16 protein-coding genes are annotated in these 15631 nt (G+C 40.6%); 9 read left to right on the forward strand and 7 right to left on the reverse strand.

Annotated features, from left to right (window positions below; translation table 11 throughout):
* Nucleotides 1-161: 161 nt before the first annotated feature.
* Complete coding sequence (locus tag FTV09_RS12025) at nt 162-1289, reverse strand: endonuclease/exonuclease/phosphatase family protein (protein WP_180058454.1); 1128 nt, start codon at nt 1287-1289, stop codon at nt 162-164.
* 184 nt (nt 1290-1473) lie between these two features.
* Between FTV09_RS12025 and asd the strand changes: the two genes are divergently transcribed.
* The 5 genes from asd (at nt 1474) to truA (ending at nt 7373) form a co-directional block, all read left to right on the forward strand.
* Nucleotides 1474-2592, forward strand: coding sequence for an aspartate-semialdehyde dehydrogenase (gene asd, locus FTV09_RS12030; RefSeq protein WP_067763834.1), 1119 nt, complete (start codon nt 1474-1476; stop codon nt 2590-2592).
* A 145-nt stretch (nt 2593-2737) separates the two neighbouring features.
* Nucleotides 2738-4162 carry a hypothetical protein gene (locus tag FTV09_RS12035; RefSeq protein WP_180058455.1) on the forward strand — a complete coding sequence of 475 codons (1425 nt, stop codon included), beginning with the start codon at nt 2738-2740 and terminating at the stop codon, nt 4160-4162.
* A 73-nt stretch (nt 4163-4235) separates the two neighbouring features.
* Complete coding sequence (locus FTV09_RS12040) at nt 4236-5546, forward strand: fimbrial protein FimV (RefSeq protein ID WP_180058456.1); 1311 nt, start codon at nt 4236-4238, stop codon at nt 5544-5546.
* Nucleotides 5547-5595: 49 nt separating this feature from the next.
* Nucleotides 5596-6558, forward strand: a complete 963-nt coding sequence (locus FTV09_RS12045) for an asparaginase domain-containing protein (RefSeq protein ID WP_180058460.1) — start codon at nt 5596-5598, stop codon at nt 6556-6558.
* A 17-nt stretch (nt 6559-6575) separates the two neighbouring features.
* Nucleotides 6576-7373, forward strand: a complete 798-nt coding sequence (gene truA, locus FTV09_RS12050; protein WP_180058457.1) for a tRNA pseudouridine(38-40) synthase TruA — start codon at nt 6576-6578, stop codon at nt 7371-7373.
* A gap of 146 nt (nt 7374-7519) precedes the next feature.
* On the opposite strand, the gene FTV09_RS12055 is transcribed toward truA, so the two are convergent.
* A complete protein-coding gene (locus FTV09_RS12055; protein ID WP_067763848.1) occupies nt 7520-8527 on the reverse strand; it encodes an AraC family transcriptional regulator in 1008 nt (335 codons plus the stop codon).
* 231 nt (nt 8528-8758) lie between these two features.
* On the opposite strand from FTV09_RS12055, the gene infA reads away from it, so the two are divergent.
* From infA to FTV09_RS12070, 3 genes are all read left to right on the forward strand, one after another.
* Nucleotides 8759-8980: a translation initiation factor IF-1 gene (infA, locus tag FTV09_RS12060; protein WP_004692529.1), complete on the forward strand. Its 222-nt coding sequence runs from the start codon at nt 8759-8761 to the stop codon at nt 8978-8980.
* Nucleotides 8981-9229: 249 nt separating this feature from the next.
* Nucleotides 9230-9445 carry a hypothetical protein gene (locus FTV09_RS12065; protein WP_162270483.1) on the forward strand — a complete coding sequence of 72 codons (216 nt, stop codon included), beginning with the start codon at nt 9230-9232 and terminating at the stop codon, nt 9443-9445.
* A gap of 250 nt (nt 9446-9695) precedes the next feature.
* A complete protein-coding gene (locus FTV09_RS12070; RefSeq protein ID WP_257222890.1) occupies nt 9696-10130 on the forward strand; it encodes a hypothetical protein in 435 nt (144 codons plus the stop codon).
* 94 nt (nt 10131-10224) lie between these two features.
* Here the strand turns inward: FTV09_RS12070 and leuB are convergent, their stop codons facing one another.
* The 4 genes from leuB to leuC form a co-directional block, all read right to left on the reverse strand.
* Complete coding sequence (gene leuB / locus FTV09_RS12075; RefSeq protein WP_067763852.1) at nt 10225-11304, reverse strand: 3-isopropylmalate dehydrogenase; 1080 nt, start codon at nt 11302-11304, stop codon at nt 10225-10227.
* Between the two features lie 41 nt (nt 11305-11345).
* Nucleotides 11346-11909 (reverse strand): hypothetical protein, encoded by a 564-nt coding sequence (locus FTV09_RS12080; RefSeq protein WP_067763855.1) that lies wholly within the window; start codon nt 11907-11909, stop codon nt 11346-11348.
* A 105-nt stretch (nt 11910-12014) separates the two neighbouring features.
* Nucleotides 12015-12665, reverse strand: coding sequence for a 3-isopropylmalate dehydratase small subunit (gene leuD, locus FTV09_RS12085; protein WP_180058458.1), 651 nt, complete (start codon nt 12663-12665; stop codon nt 12015-12017).
* Between the two features lie 24 nt (nt 12666-12689).
* Nucleotides 12690-14123, reverse strand: a complete 1434-nt coding sequence (gene leuC, locus FTV09_RS12090; RefSeq protein ID WP_180058459.1) for a 3-isopropylmalate dehydratase large subunit — start codon at nt 14121-14123, stop codon at nt 12690-12692.
* A gap of 355 nt (nt 14124-14478) precedes the next feature.
* Between leuC and FTV09_RS12095 the strand changes: the two genes are divergently transcribed.
* On the forward strand, nt 14479-14715 hold the full coding sequence (locus FTV09_RS12095) for a DUF2061 domain-containing protein (protein WP_067763865.1): 237 nt from the start codon (nt 14479-14481) through the stop codon (nt 14713-14715).
* 101 nt (nt 14716-14816) lie between these two features.
* On the opposite strand, the gene FTV09_RS12100 is transcribed toward FTV09_RS12095, so the two are convergent.
* Nucleotides 14817-15014, reverse strand: a complete 198-nt coding sequence (locus FTV09_RS12100; RefSeq protein WP_067763869.1) for a hypothetical protein — start codon at nt 15012-15014, stop codon at nt 14817-14819.
* Between the last annotated feature and the right edge of the window lie 617 nt (nt 15015-15631).

The following is a 15631-nucleotide window of genomic DNA, read 5'->3' on the forward strand; positions in this document are numbered from 1 at the left end:
GATGCGTTCCAACGGCTTAGTCTTCCATAGCGGGATTATCCATTCCCAGTTCCGTCTGCCGATGAATAAAGATTAAGTCAATATGTTTAACCTGACCATTCGTCAGAAGCCGAAACTTTTGTAAGCCATATCGTACACTTTTTTCTTAAAAGCCAAGACCTTTATGGCACTTTGGTTCCATCCTTATAGTCACTCGCGATTTCATCCGTCACAATCTTTTCTTCTCTTTCCGCTTTTTCTATCCCGTCTTGAATCGCTTCTTGTGCCTCTTGTTCATCCTCATCAGTCTGCTCAAGCTCTTGTTGAGTTTGCTCAAAAATTCGACCTGTTTGCAACACCACATAAACTGGAAAATGATCCGATCCCATATGTGGTAGACGCTCCATATGCACCAATGCAAAATCAGTACTGTGAAAAACATGATCGAGTGACCAGCGGAGTAATGGATAATCAGCATGAAAAGTATTTACAAAATGACGCCCAACACGTGGATCGAGCAAACCGCTAATACGCTGAAATAAGCGTGTCGTCCTCGACCAAGCCACATCATTTAAATCACCCATCACAATACAACTTTCATCAATGTCTTTGATTTGATCGCCAACAATCAGTAATTCCGCATCGCGCAACGTTGAATCTTTGGCTTCAGTCGGACTTGGCGGTTTAGGATGCAAGCAATACAGCTGAACTTGATTACCAGAAGGCAGCGTTACCCGAGTATGTATCGATGGAATTTCATCGCTTAGGATAAATTTAACTTCTGTCTCGGTCAGCTCTAACTTACTGTATAAATGCATGCCATAGAGATTATCTAAGGGCACTGGAACACGGTAAGGATAATCGGCTTCAATGACTGCAAGTTCATTTTGCCAAGTTTGGTCCGTTTCCAGCGTCAACACTAAATCAGGCTGGTGCTTTTTTATCAACTCAATCAATAAATGATAATTGGTATTGGTGGTGAGGACATTTGAAACAATCATGGAAATTTGTTTGCTTTCATCTAACTGTACTTGACTGACTTGCTTAACTTGTTTCTTCCACAACATGGTATAGGGTAAAACCATCTTCAGCTGGTAAGCCATTGCAGCAATTAGAGCAACGAAAATAATTTCTCGCGGTGTGTCCCACTCTGCTTTCCATACAATCAATAAAATGAAGGCAATTGCTCCCAAGGCTAGAATTTGGAGGCGTGGAAAATCTGCGCCGCGGAACCACCACTCATCACGTGGAATCAACGACCAGAATGTCAACCAAATGACCACCACCGACAAAATTTCTACCCAAATCATAGCGCCTCCTTTTATATTCTTTATTTTTTATTGATTCATAAATTTATATCAATTTTCCATGTAACATAAAGTAGATATATTGGACAATATTATTCGTGTTTTGCTTATGTAGCACTTGCAGTTATGCACTTGTTTGGTACACTCGAATCCCTTTTTATTTTTTAACGCACCGAGGCACAATGACATGAAAGTAGGTCTGGTCGGTTGGCGCGGGATGGTTGGTTCCGTCCTTATGCAACGTATGGTTGAAGAGAATGATTTTGCTCACATCGAGCCATTCTATTTCTCTACCAGTAATGCAGGTGGTGAAGCCCCTGCATTTGGTGGTAAAACTGCCCCAGCACTTATGGATGCGACAGACATTAATAGTCTGAAGCAAATGGATGTCATTATTACCTGCCAAGGTGGCGATTACACGACAGAAGTGTTTCCAAAGCTAAAAGCTGAAGCTTGGGATGGCTACTGGATTGATGCTGCGTCTACTCTTCGTATGGATGATGAAGCAATCATCGTACTTGATCCTGTAAACATGCATGTCATCAAAGACGGTTTAGTGAAAGGCACTAAAACTTTCGTTGGCGGTAACTGTACAGTTTCGTTGATGTTGATGGGCTTAGGCGGCTTATTCCAAAATAATTTAGTGGAATGGGCAACATCGATGACCTATCAAGCAGCTTCGGGTGCAGGCGCGCAAAATATGCGTGAACTGATCTCAGGCATGGGTTACTTGTATAACAATACAAAAGACTTACTTGATGATCCGCGCTCACCAATTTTAGATATCGACTCTAAAATTGCTGAATTACAACGTGGCGAAGGCTTCCCTTCAGCAAACTTTGGTGTACCTTTAGCAGGCTCGCTCATTCCATACATCGACAAGCAGCTTGAAAGCGGTCAGTCGAAAGAAGAATGGAAAGGTCAAGTTGAAACCAACAAGATCTTAGGCAATCAACAAATTGTTCCAATTGACGGCCATTGTGTTCGTATTGGTGCAATGCGTTGCCACTCTCAAGCCTTAACGTTGAAATTGAAAAAAGACGTGCCGCTTGATGAAATTGAAGACATGTTACGTAATGCGAACCAATGGGCAAAAGTTGTTCCAAACACTCGCGAAGCATCTATGACAGATTTAACACCTGTTGCAGTCACTGGCACATTATCTGTACCAGTAGGTCGTTTACGTAAGCTCAATATGGGTAAAGAATACCTTGGTGCGTTTACTGTAGGTGACCAATTACTTTGGGGTGCTGCTGAACCACTTCGTCGCATGTTGCGTATTTTAGTGGAATATAAAAATGCTTAAGCATTTTTAAGCCATTGAATAAGAAGCCGATCACAATTGATCGGCTTTTTTATGTAACTATCGTGTAAGTATTTTACAATTCTCTGACAAGTCGCTAATCTATAATTTTCGCCATGCGACATAAATGCTCGAGCTAAAGATTAAGATGACCGTATATAACAAATTAAAGATCGCCATTTTAGCCGTTATTGCATCTCAGAATATTCATGCGATCTCTATTGATCCTGTTCAAGTTCAATCAGCACCTGGGGAGTTGCTGTACGCTGAGATTCATTTCCGCCACTCAGACACTTCTGTGCCACTAAACGCCAGTTTAGCCAGTGCGGAGGACTTGCTCAGCATGGGTACAGGTCATCAACCACCTGGGCATTTGAACTTTTTCACGCGTCGTGATGGCGCAGGTAATGGTGTGATTACCATCACTTCTTCACGCCCAGTCACTGATGCTGAACTCAATTTTATTGTCAATATTAAAGAAGGTAATGCATCACGCTTACAAAGTATTAAAACCCCATTAAAACGTAGCCCAACCAATAATGCATCTGCTCAAACCCAAGCAAATGAGCGTCCACTGGCCCCTGTGATTATTGTGAATGAAAAAGATATCGCATTAAATCTACCGACCAGTACGCTCTATACAGCAAAACCTGTCATCGCTGCTGAGCAACCGTTGCTGCTCAGCAAAAAAGCACCGCCAAGCCTGATACAAGCTCCTATCACAACACCCGTTGCGATTGAGTCACCAGTACATGTGCAAAATTATACGGTCCCAACACCCAATGCGCCGCATATTCCAGCGCCAACAGCATTAAAAGATTCATCAACGACTCTATCTAGCCAAAATAGCGCTACCGCAAAAATAGTGCCACCTGCACCTGCAAACGAGTCAGCCAGCATTTCACAAGACCCTCTAGCCAAAAAATATGCGGATGAAATAGCACAAAAGCGTGCAACAAAACCCATCGAAAATGTGCCTGTAAAAGCTCAAGCCGCGACACCAACTGCTCAACCCGTTAATACAGGGTCAGCTGCCACACAATATGTCGTGCGAAGCAATGAAAGTTTATGGGGCATTGCATCACGTATTGCCGCTGAGCAAAATCGTCCTGTGGGCGAAGTCATGAAGCAAATTAAAGCCTCAAATGAACATGCGTTTATTCAAGGTGATGTCAATCGTCTGCGTCGTGGCGCTGCACTCAATATTACTAGTGGAAAACCTCAAAAAGAGCCGACGAAAGTGTCTGCAGCGGAACTGGCAAAAACACCATCTAGCCAGTCAGGCAAAGCAAAATATCGCTTAAACCAAGCAGAAATGAGCTTAGTGGCTGAGAAATCACAAGATTTAGCTCCAGCTTCTGCAAACAATTCATCAGAAAAAAACAAAACTTCGAAAGAGTTGTCATTAAAAGTTATGACATCACGGGAAAAAACCGTTAAATTACAGAGAAACGTAACTCAATTAGAATTGGCACTAAATCAAAAGGATCATAGAATTCAACTATTAAATGCGCGTCTTGCACAACTGCAACAACAGTTGAAAGCACAACAAGCAGATAAAAGAAGCCAATAGCTAATACGTTACAAATGATGATTTTATAGGGATGAGTGCAACCTTTATCACTCTATCTCCAAGGGGTTAAAACATGCTGATTTATGTGATTCCATTAGTGATCTTAGTGATCGTTTTGGTAATATTGAACAAACGCCAAAAAGACCAAGAATCAGATAAAGCGACAAAGCCAGTAAAGGCAAAGAAAACTGGCACTTCAGCAAAAGCTGCCCCAAAGAAAACCCATGCTGTCGATAATACTGTTATCGAAAAGAAAAAAATGACAGAGCTTACTGCTGATACACGCAGTAAGATTGAAAAGCTCATTGCTGAGCGTAATTTCTTTTCAGCAGAAGCACAAATCAACCAATCGCTCAAAAAAGACAATTCGCAGCATGAATTGTATTTATATCTTTTAGACATTCATATTTTACAAAAAGATGAATTTGCGATCAGTCAGTTACTCAGTCACATCCGTTCATTAGAATTAGATGACATTCTTGAACAAGCTGATGTTAAAAAAGCTGAATACGAAGGCAATAAAGAGCAAAATGACAACAGTACTAATTTTGTATCACCTGTAGTTGAAGATACGACGCAGTCTACTAGCTCAAAAAATACGGCTGACTTTGATGCATTGATGGAGACGACAACAGCTCCTGCAGCAGAAAGTAAGGTTGAAGAAATTAAGCCACTTGATTTCAATTTCAGTTCAGCTCCAAAAGTTCAATCTGAAGTGGTTGAGAAACCGACTCAGGTAGAAGATATTAAGCCTTTAGAGTTTGAATCATTCACCACTCAAGACAAGCCAGTTATTACTGAGACAGCACCATTAATAACACCAACAGAAACTGCAGTTGATGAAATCAAACCGCTTGATTTCAATATGGACTTTGCACCATCAACTTCGTCAACAACTCAGCCTGTTGAAGCACTTAAAGCGACTCAAGATAAAATTGAACCACTTGATTTCTCTTTCACCACAGATGTACCAAAAACTGAAGAAGCTAAAGTTGAAGAACCGACATTAAGTTTTGATTTAACGGGTTTTGACACAGCAAAGCAGGAAGAACAGCCTGAAACAGCATTAGACTTCAAACTTGATACTATTCCATCAGTTGAAGATAAGCCTGCAGTATCACCTTCTACAGGCCTAAGTTTTGATATTAGTGGTGTTAGTGCACCAGTTGTTGCATCTACAACTGATCATAATGATCCGCTGGTACAATCATTCCCTGAGTTGCTTGAAGTCAATGAAGCACAACTCAATATTGAACTTGCAGAGCAATATGTGAAATTAGGTGCTTACCAAGCTGCTCGTGATGTATTGGCAGAGAAAGAAGCTGAGTTTTCAACTGAACAACGCCAACAGGCAGAACAGTTACTGAATCAGATCGCATCTTAAGCAAAAGCCATTTAAAATAAAGCAGTCTTCCATGACTGCTTTTTTTATGATGAAAAAAATAGCTCTAATTTATATGGGTGGTACTTTTGGCTGTGTGGGTGAGCCGCTCAGCCCGATGCCTGCTGATGACTTTATTCCAAAACTCAAACATGTCCTACCCTTACATCTTGATATTGAATGTTTTGTCGCATCCGTTATACGGGATAGTAGTGCTTGCACTGCACCTGATTGGCTTACTCTCATCCATCAAATACAGCAACTTCAGTTACAACAATTCCAACATTTTGTCGTCATTCATGGTACTGACACTTTAAGTTACGCAAGTGCTGTATTGGCCCATTTTATAGGTCAATCTGCACATGTGGTCCTCACAGGCAGTCAGTATCCACTCTTTACTGTTTCAGGCGATAATACCCGCGAATTTACCGATGCAATTGATAATCTAAATTTTGCATTGGAATCTGTTCATACATCATCTGTGGGTGTGTATTTAGCATTTCACCATCATTTATATCATGCGCAATCAGCCTTAAAGGTACACACAACTGAACTGAAAGCCTTTGATGGCATAGATGCATCATTGCCAATTTCTTCAACTGATGCAGCTGTGATCATCAACGAACATATGCTAGAAAAGGCCGAAGCATTTAGCTGTGTCAGCTATATGTGGCAACCCATTGCTCCTGCATTGCAAGTCGCAAATTTAAAAGCATTTTTACAACAACCGCCCGACGCCTTAATTTTGCAAGGTTTTGGTACAGGCAATATTTCAATTAATGCTGAACTTTTAGACTTATTCAAATCACTACAAAACAAAGGTTGCGCCATTCTACTCAGTACACAAGTGATTTTTGGCAGAATTGATCAACGCTATGCAATAAGCGAATGGGTACAACAAAGTGGGCTCTTGGTGAGTAATTGCTATGGGCATGCAGATCTTTATGCCAAATGCTTAAAAATGTATTTACAATACGACAGCGCAGCAGAATGGTCAGCGCATTGGAATGACTAAGGTAATTTGAGGTAACTATGCAACGTTTTGCAATTGGGATTGAGTTTTGTGGCATGCAGTATAAAGGCTGGCAAACTCAGCAACCGGGTGTACCAAGCGTGCAAGAAACCATTGAAACTGTCTTAAGTAAAGTTGCCAATGAACCGATTATGCTGCATGGCGCGGGTCGTACCGATGCAGGCGTACATGCCACCAATATGGTTGCGCATTTTGATACGAATGCGATTCGTCCTATTCGTGGCTGGCTCATGGGCAGTAATAGCCAACTGCCGAAAGACATCTCAATCCAATGGATTAAAGAGATGGATCACGAATTTCATGCGCGCTTCAAAGCGCAAGCACGACGTTATCGCTATGTGGTCTATAACAATCCCCAGCGCCCTGCCTTATTGCATAAACAAGTGACGCATGTATATGCCCAACTTGATGTTGCCAAAATGCAGCAAGCGGCAACAAAGTTTGAAGGCACACATAATTTTGAAAGCTTTCGTGCCGCTGCCTGTCAATCCAATCAGCCAGTCCGCCATGTACGTCACTGCCGCCTCATTCAACATGGCTGCTATTTAGTGCTTGATATTCAAGCTGATGGATTTTTACACCATATGGTTCGCAACATTATGGGCTGCCTCCTTGAAGTCGGTCAGGGCATGTATGAGATTGACCATATTGACGCGATTTTTGCCGCAGAAGACCGTAAAGCAGCAGGCGTGACTGCACCACCAGATGGTTTATATTTCATTCACGCAGACTATCCTGCACAGTTTGAATTACCTAAAGTTCCACTAGGGCCACATTGGTTAAATATGCCTGAGTAAAAAATCCCTCCCAGCCTCCCTTTTATAAAGGGAGGAGCAATCCTTCATTTTAAACTTGGGTTTATAAAGCTCCCATTTGACAATAAGAGGCACTCCCCTCCTTTATTAAAGGAGGGATTGGGGGAGGATTTTATCGAAGAATAACCTTAACGCTGCTTACGCTTACGATATTCCACAGGCGTTTCATTGGTCCAGCGTTTAAACGCGCGATAGAACGTACTCGGCTCAGAAAAGCCGGTTAAATAGACAATGCGTTCAACACTTTCATTGGTATTCGCCAACAGTTTTTTCGCTAAACGACAGCGATAATCTGACAAGATTTGCTGGAAGCTGGTATTTGCTTCAGACAACTGAGTACGTAAGCGACGTGGTGTAATATTCAACTGCGCAGCGACTGTTTCTAGCGTTGTTTCCCCACTTTCAAGAGTTGAACCAATAGCACGTCGAACTTCACCCACCAAGTCATAGCGCGCCAATTCCTGCAATTTTTCAATCGCCAATTGTTCATGTAATTGTAATAGCTCAGGTTCTGCCTGCCACAACTGATATTCCAAAATGGCGGGATCAAAATACAGACGCGTTTCTTTCTGCCCTAGACTAACTGGGCATTCATAAATACGGAAATATTCATCATCCGATGCACCCTGACTAAAATTAAAGTCAATATAAATCGGTTGAAAACGCCCTTCTGTAATGAACTTAAAAAAACGTAAAACGCCAGATAAAGCGCATTCAGAAAAATGGCGATTGACAATGTTTTCTGCCCATGGCTGTTCACCATTGGTCAAATAACAACGGTCATCTTCAATGACTAATTTGGCATGAAAAGCATCGCTAATTAGACGTTGATAAGCCAAAGCACGCTTCAGCCCTTCACCAAAATTTTCAGATGAAATAAACAGGTGCTCAATCACTTGTCCGCGATATAAAGGCAAATGTTCACCGAGATGCAATCCGATGTCAGGATCCTTACTGACTTCTTCTGCAGCCACCCAAAAGGCAAATTGCGCGTTGAGCGGGGTACGGTCATTGGTTTCGACCTGATTTAAAGCGACACCCGCTTTTGTTAAAATTTCTTCTGTTGGTAATCCTGCACGACGAATCGCTTGATACCCCAAACGCAGTACAACAGATGCATCAGTTAGCTGCCCCACTCCAGAACCTTCCTTGTATGTACTTCATTTATACCTAAAAAGATTGAATTTAGATTAACTGCGATTGACCAAACTGACAACAGTTAGCTGATCTTTTTTGTAGAAAATATTTAACTGATTTGTTCGCTTATTTAACTGACAGTCGATCACTGCAAAACCTGTAATGGCTTGTATTTCGCAAAAGAATTGACTATAATTTGCGCCTTTCCAATTTATTCTTTTAGGTAGGCTATGGCCAATAAAGAGGAACTCATCGAGTTCGAAGGCGTTGTCACCGAGACGCTTCCTAATACTATGTTCCGTGTACGTTTAGAAAACGGTCATGAAGTGATTGCTCACATCTCTGGTAAAATGCGTAAACATTACATCCGTATTTTGACAGGCGATAGTGTTAAAGTAGAAATGACTCCTTATGATTTATCTAAGGGTCGTATCACTTATCGTGCACGCTAAGTTTTAGCGAAAGCAAAAAAGCCACTGAAAATAGTGGCTTTTTTAATGTCTGCACAATCAATTCTAAAAGATCAAAACTTTAAAATTTGACTATTTATTCAGCTTAATCCCACTCATCCTATGGAATTACACGTGGTAACAATTACTTTAATTTCATCCAGATGCAATAACACAAACAATAATGAAGAACTTTATCATGTAAAAATATTTTGCATTTATATAGCACTGCCGCTGACAACTTGTGCAACAATGAAGCAAGAAAAATTAGATCAATCCCTACAACAATATATTGGACAGTCTGTCATACAAGTACAACAGCAACTCAATTTAACCCAAATGGGTTATCGTCAGGCAGCAGCAACCGTGCAAACTAAAAATACACTCACTTATACCATCTTGCATAATATGTATGGTTTTATCATATGCATGTTCCTATTGATACGCCCAATATCGGCACAAGCGTGACAATGGGAGCTGCCATACCTCCCCCCATCTAAAAGCAATCTCAGCGTTGAAATGAAATGCCAAATTCAATTTAAATTAGAAAATAATGTCGTACAGTCTGTACATTACATTGGAAAGGCATGTTGATTTCTTGCAATATGCTTTGATATGAGTGTGGTCTAATAGCGTTGCCATGTATCAAATTCATACACTTATTACGCTCACAACGGATTAAACTAAGAATTATTGTTGTTTCGTGAGGCTGTATTCCATGAAATTAAGCATGATTTTTCCTTTAGGTTTTTTGCATCTTCACTTTGGTTCCGTAGCTATCTGCAGCGCCATTCTGTTGTCAGCTTGTGCAGCGACATCAACAGTGCCAAGTTACGAGCGACATCGCTATTTAGAGTCATTTATTGGAAAGTCCAGTGAGACGATCCGTACTCAACTCAATTTAAGCCAATTAGGCTATCAAAATATCAGCCCCGCCGAATTATATCCAGATCGTTTGAGTTACCGAGTAGCACGACCTGTTAGTATTCCCCTCCCCATGGCGGACAATCCTGCTATGGGCATAGGCAGTGGTGCAGCTGTACCTATTCCGAGTGGCACGCATAGTTATGATGTCGAGCTAAGTTGCTTAATTGAATTCAAACTGAAAAATAATATTGCGACCGATGTGCAATTCACTGGGCGAACTTGCTAATTTAGTAGTAACTCTGCATATATTGCTATCCGGCATTTTTTCCAAAACATAAAAAACGCAGCGTTAAGCTGCGTTTTTTCAATTCAATGAAAACTTAGTTCAATGCTGTTACTACAGCTTGACCCATTTCCACTGTACCGACTTTCGTACTGCCTTCAGACATAATGTCACCTGTACGTAAGCCTTGATCCAAAACATTACCTACAGCATCTTCAATCGCTTTAGCGGCAGCTTCTTCACGGAATGTGTAACGAAGCATCATCGCAACAGAAAGAATTGTCGCTAATGGGTTAGCAATGTTTTGACCTGCGATGTCAGGCGCAGAACCATGACATGGCTCATACATACCTTTACCATTTTCATCCAAAGATGCTGATGGCAACATACCAATTGAGCCCGTTAACATCGCCGCTTCGTCCGATAAAATATCACCGAATAAGTTACCAGTTACGATCACATCAAACTGTTTCGGTGCGCGTACCAATTGCATTGCAGCATTGTCTACATACATATGAGACAAGTTGATTTCTGGGTATTGTTCTTCTTTCAATGCAGTAACGGTTTGTTTCCAAAGCTCAGTCACTTCAAGCACGTTGGCTTTATCTACCGAACATACTTTACCGCCACGTAAGTTAGCCATTTCAAAAGCAACTTTGGCAATACGTTTAATTTCAGACTCAGCATAAACGTCGGTGTTGAAACCTTGTTTTTCACCGTTTTCAAGCTCACGAATACCACGTGGTTGACCGAAGTAAATACCACCAGTCAATTCACGTACGATAAGAATATCCAAACCTGACACGATTTCAGGTTTCAAACTTGAAGCATCTGCCAATTGTGGATAAAGAATCGCTGGACGTAAATTCGCGAATAAATTTAATTCTGAGCGAATTTTTAACAAACCACGTTCTGGACGGATTGAACGTTCAATACTATCCCACTTCGGACCACCGACTGCACCTAACAAAATAGCATCAGCTTTTTTTGCTTGCGCTGCTGTTACGTCAGGGTATGGTGAACCATGTGCATCAATTGCTGCGCCACCTAATAAACCTTGTTCCCAAGTCAAACCTAAGTTGAATTTTTCATTCACACGTGTAAGCACTTGTTCAGCCGCTTTCACGATTTCAGGACCAATACCATCACCTGGTAAAATCAAAATATGTTTTGACATGAGTGTTTCCATTTATACGCTGGCTTTATTACCAGTCAGATTTAAAGTTTTTTTTCTACGAACTCACCAAGTCCTGTTAAGACATTGTATGGGCGGCAGAAACGTCGAATGGTCTTTTTTTCCTGAATCAAATCAACACATAAAGGATCTGGCGCAGATACAGCCAATAAACTGCCTTTTTGCTTTGAACGATCACGGAACATTTTAAAACTATACTGCTGCTTGGCTCTAAAATTATGAATCACATGCAGAGATTCCGCTTTATCTGTTGAAATTGGATAAAATCGAATCACCACTTCATGCTGTCCCGGTGGCACAGAAAGATATAATGCATTCGGATCTGATAACGAATGGCCATTTAAACGGACAATGCCCGCTTTAATTGCAGCGCGTTGAACGTGGTGATTACTCGAATCAACCACCATTAATTTATCAAAACGCTCAAACTCACACGTCGCTCGACCTACGCAACGAATGACTGCATTATTTTTCGTGCTTTCAGTTTCTTTCACATTTTTAATGCGTGCTGTGTCAATGGTTTGACATGCACCCAGTGATGCTAGCACCACGCCTGTAACAATCAGCTGACCGAAGAACTTTCGCATTATTCGAACCCAACCTGTTCAATTCTGACTAACGTATAAATTTTGTTATGTCTGATATTAACAAGAGTTGGACATAGATACTACAGCGAAGTTCTTGGTCCATACTTAGGCTTTAATCTCAGCAAAAACCCAAGGTCGTGATTGCTTGGTTTTTTCTTCATAAGCTCGAATATCATCTGCAGCTTGCAAAGTTAGACCAATATCATCCAAACCATTTAATAAACAGTGTTTGCGAAATGGATCAACTTCAAATTTGAATGCTTCGCCCGTCGGGGTACGAACTTCTTGTGCTTCTAGATCAATGGTTAATTGATAGCCTTCAGTCGCAAGACATTCTTTAAATAATTGATCAACAATCTCTTCAGACAAGATCACGGGCAACATGCCATTTTTAAAGCTGTTGTTATAGAAAATGTCTGCATAGCTTGGCGCAATCACAGTACGGAAACCGTATTCTTCCAAAGCCCACGGCGCATGTTCACGGCTAGAACCACAACCAAAGTTGGCACGTGAAATCAAGATTGATGCACCTTGATAACGAGCTTGGTTTAATGCGAAATCTGGGTTTAATGGACGTTTTGAGTTATCTAAGCCCAAATAACCTTCATCTAAATAACGCAATTCATCAAATAAGTTTTCACCAAAACCAGTGCGTTTGATTGATTTCAAGAACTGTTTTGGAATGATTAAATCAGTATCGACATTGGCACGGTCTAAAGGTGCAACGATACCTTGTTCAACGGTATATTTTTTCATGCTGTTTGCTCCTAGCTGCCAATATTAGAAAGAACGTACATCAACAAAGTGACCTGCAATTGCGGCTGCTGCTGCCATTGCTGGGCTTACTAAGTGAGTGCGACCGCCATTGCCTTGACGACCTTCAAAGTTACGGTTCGAGGTTGATGCACAGTGCTCACCCGGTTGTAATTTGTCAGCGTTCATCGCTAAGCACATTGAACAACCTGGCTCACGCCATTCAAAACCAGCTTCGATTAAGATCTTGTCTAAACCTTCAGCTTCAGCTTGTGCTTTCACTAAACCTGAACCCGGCACAACCATCGCTTGTTTAATACTTGATGCAACTTTTTTGCCTTTTGCAATTTCTGCTGCTGCACGAATATCTTCAATACGCGAGTTGGTGCAAGAACCAATAAACACACGGTCTAATTGAATATCTGCTAACGCCTGACCTGCGGTTAAACCCATGTAATTATACGCACGTGTCCAGTCATTACGCTGAACATCATCTTTTGCTTGTTCTAAGGTTGGCACAGCTTGAGTCACAGGAATCACCATCTCAGGAGACGTTCCCCAAGACACTTGTGGCTCAATTTCTTCACCTTGCAATACCACCACAGTATCAAAGTGTGCATCTTCATCAGAATGCAAGGTATTCCAGTATTCAACGGCTTGATCCCACTGCTCACCTTTCGGTGCATATGGACGGTCTTTCACGTATTCAATGGTTTTGTCATCGACAGCGACCATACCCACACGAGCACCGCCTTCGATTGCCATATTACATACGGTCATACGGCCTTCAATCGACATATCACGGAACACTTGACCACCAAATTCAATCGCGTGACCTGTACCACCTGCGGTACCAATTTTACCAATAATCGCTAAAACCACGTCTTTAGACGTTACGCCTTGACCTAATTTTCCATCAACGCGAACCAACATGTTTTTCATTTTCTTTTGAACTAAGCATTGAGTTGCCAATACATGTTCAACTTCAGATGTACCAATACCATGTGCCAAGCAACCAAATGCACCATGTGTTGCAGTATGCGAGTCACCACATACCACGGTCATACCAGGCAAAGTTAAACCTTGCTCAGGCCCGACCACATGTGCAATCCCTTGACGCACGTCATTAATGTCAAATTGCGCAACATTAAAAGTTTTGCAGTTATCATCTAAAGTTTGTACTTGAATACGTGAAGTATCATCTTCAATACCAGCAATACCTTCAGAACGTTCTTTTTTAGAAGTAGGTACGTTATGGTCAGGTGTTGCAACGTTTGCACTTAAACGCCATGGTTTTCGTCCCGCAAGCTGTAGACCTTCAAATGCTTGTGGTGAAGTTACTTCATGCAATAAATGACGGTCGATATATAATAATGAAGAGCCATCATCTCGTTGTTTTACTAAATGGTCATCCCACAATTTGTCATACAATGTTTTTGCTTTTGGGGTTTCGCCTGCCATGTCGATTTGCTCCACTGGACTGGGTAAATTCTTTCGTTAAATCGATTATAACGAGCTATTAACATAAATCTAATTTATCATTTTTATTAGTTTAAAAACTTATAGGAATGATAAAAAGTCAGTGATTTCACTGCTTTTTTAAATCTAATTATCTAGCTGAAAACAGCGCCAATTCTGGCTTAACGCCTAGTTTCTCTTTTACATTTCGCCTGCATTTTTATAAGCATAATCATTCTGCAAAGGCATAATTAAAAAATTCAATGATGATAAATTGAAATTTCTCTTTTACAATGCAAATAAGAATCATTATTATTAAATCAAGCCAAAATGAATTGATTAAACAAGGAGCATTCTCATGGCACACATTAACAAATTCGTCGAAAACAATCAGCGCATGTTTAAGAAAACATTGAGCTATTACATCATGCACATTACGGTTGCGATGCTTGTTGGTTATTTTGTCACTGGCAGCTGGGCAATGGCTATTACTTTAAGTTTACTTGAACCGACTGTTCAAGCATTTGCCTTCTTCTTCCACGAAAAAGCTTGGGAAAAGAAAGATAAAATTGATCAGGAAAATATTCCCGCTTAATTTCCTTTCGCTGTTCCTTGTTCAAAACCACCCTCGGGTGGTTTTTTTATTCTGCATCACGTTTATAGAGCAGGATTGTCACAACTGTAAATCCGATGAGACTACAATTTATCTTGCTGTGTTTCATGCGCATGCACTAACTGCTCAATTGCAATAAGTAACTGTGTTTTCGCTGCATTACATTCAGCTGCGGCTTGATTTTCATCATCTTCATCGTCTGCAAGTTCATATACGGCACAGCGCTTTTCAACCGTACCTTCAAAAATGTCCAGTAGATTTTTTATATGTTTAAGATCCATATCTTTATCCCTCAAGGAAAATATCAACAAGTTCTGCACATTTTCCAGTTTTATGTCTAATGTTCAGAATCATTCAATTTGATTCGCGCCAATACTTCAAACAGTTGATTCAAGTCGAAAACAGCCTTTCTATTATTCTTAAAATTGCCATTTAAATTTTTCTATAAATTAGCACTGAAATTCGCCTAAGTTACGAGTTGTCTTTGACTTCATTGAGTACATGCAAACCATGCCTCAATGCCTGTACTCACACTATTATGCACATTGTCATCAATGCATAAATCAGAGACTTTGTAACAACGAATGAAGAAAAAAATACATATCTAAAAAATAACTTTAATGAAAGAAAATTTGCTCATTCAGCGCATTTTTTCAAATCTTAGCTGAGTCTCGCTGTAACCAGATGTTAGTCACGACATGAATGATTAAAAGCGCCTCATTCGCCCTTTTATGGAACGAATTTATTTAAAGTGATTAGAAAACGATAACTTATAGGACTTACGCATTGACGGATTCAAAAAAGTATTAAAATACTTTATAAAGTATCTGTGATCAGACGAATTAAACATGCTTCTACAGCAACTTGTACATTACCCATTTATATGGGCTTTCTCATG

This window comes from Acinetobacter sp. YH12227 (assembly GCF_013417785.1).
GTDB classification, from domain to species: Bacteria; Pseudomonadota; Gammaproteobacteria; order Pseudomonadales; family Moraxellaceae; genus Acinetobacter; species Acinetobacter gandensis.

Coding starts and splice junctions, on each gene's coding strand:
- FTV09_RS12025 (WP_180058454.1), bottom strand. CDS start 1,289: ATGATTTGGGTAGAAATTTTGTCGGTGGTGGTCATTTGGTTGACATTC.
- asd (WP_067763834.1), top strand. CDS start 1,474: ATGAAAGTAGGTCTGGTCGGTTGGCGCGGGATGGTTGGTTCCGTCCTT.
- FTV09_RS12035 (WP_180058455.1), top strand. CDS start 2,738: ATGACCGTATATAACAAATTAAAGATCGCCATTTTAGCCGTTATTGCA.
- FTV09_RS12040 (WP_180058456.1), top strand. CDS start 4,236: ATGCTGATTTATGTGATTCCATTAGTGATCTTAGTGATCGTTTTGGTA.
- FTV09_RS12045 (WP_180058460.1), top strand. CDS start 5,596: ATGAAAAAAATAGCTCTAATTTATATGGGTGGTACTTTTGGCTGTGTG.
- truA (WP_180058457.1), top strand. CDS start 6,576: ATGCAACGTTTTGCAATTGGGATTGAGTTTTGTGGCATGCAGTATAAA.
- infA (WP_004692529.1), top strand. CDS start 8,759: ATGGCCAATAAAGAGGAACTCATCGAGTTCGAAGGCGTTGTCACCGAG.
- FTV09_RS12065 (WP_162270483.1), top strand. CDS start 9,230: ATGAAGCAAGAAAAATTAGATCAATCCCTACAACAATATATTGGACAG.
- FTV09_RS12070 (WP_257222890.1), top strand. CDS start 9,696: ATGAAATTAAGCATGATTTTTCCTTTAGGTTTTTTGCATCTTCACTTT.
- leuB (WP_067763852.1), bottom strand. CDS start 11,304: ATGTCAAAACATATTTTGATTTTACCAGGTGATGGTATTGGTCCTGAA.
- FTV09_RS12080 (WP_067763855.1), bottom strand. CDS start 11,909: ATGCGAAAGTTCTTCGGTCAGCTGATTGTTACAGGCGTGGTGCTAGCA.
- leuD (WP_180058458.1), bottom strand. CDS start 12,665: ATGAAAAAATATACCGTTGAACAAGGTATCGTTGCACCTTTAGACCGT.
- leuC (WP_180058459.1), bottom strand. CDS start 14,123: ATGGCAGGCGAAACCCCAAAAGCAAAAACATTGTATGACAAATTGTGG.
- FTV09_RS12095 (WP_067763865.1), top strand. CDS start 14,479: ATGGCACACATTAACAAATTCGTCGAAAACAATCAGCGCATGTTTAAG.
- FTV09_RS12100 (WP_067763869.1), bottom strand. CDS start 15,014: ATGGATCTTAAACATATAAAAAATCTACTGGACATTTTTGAAGGTACG.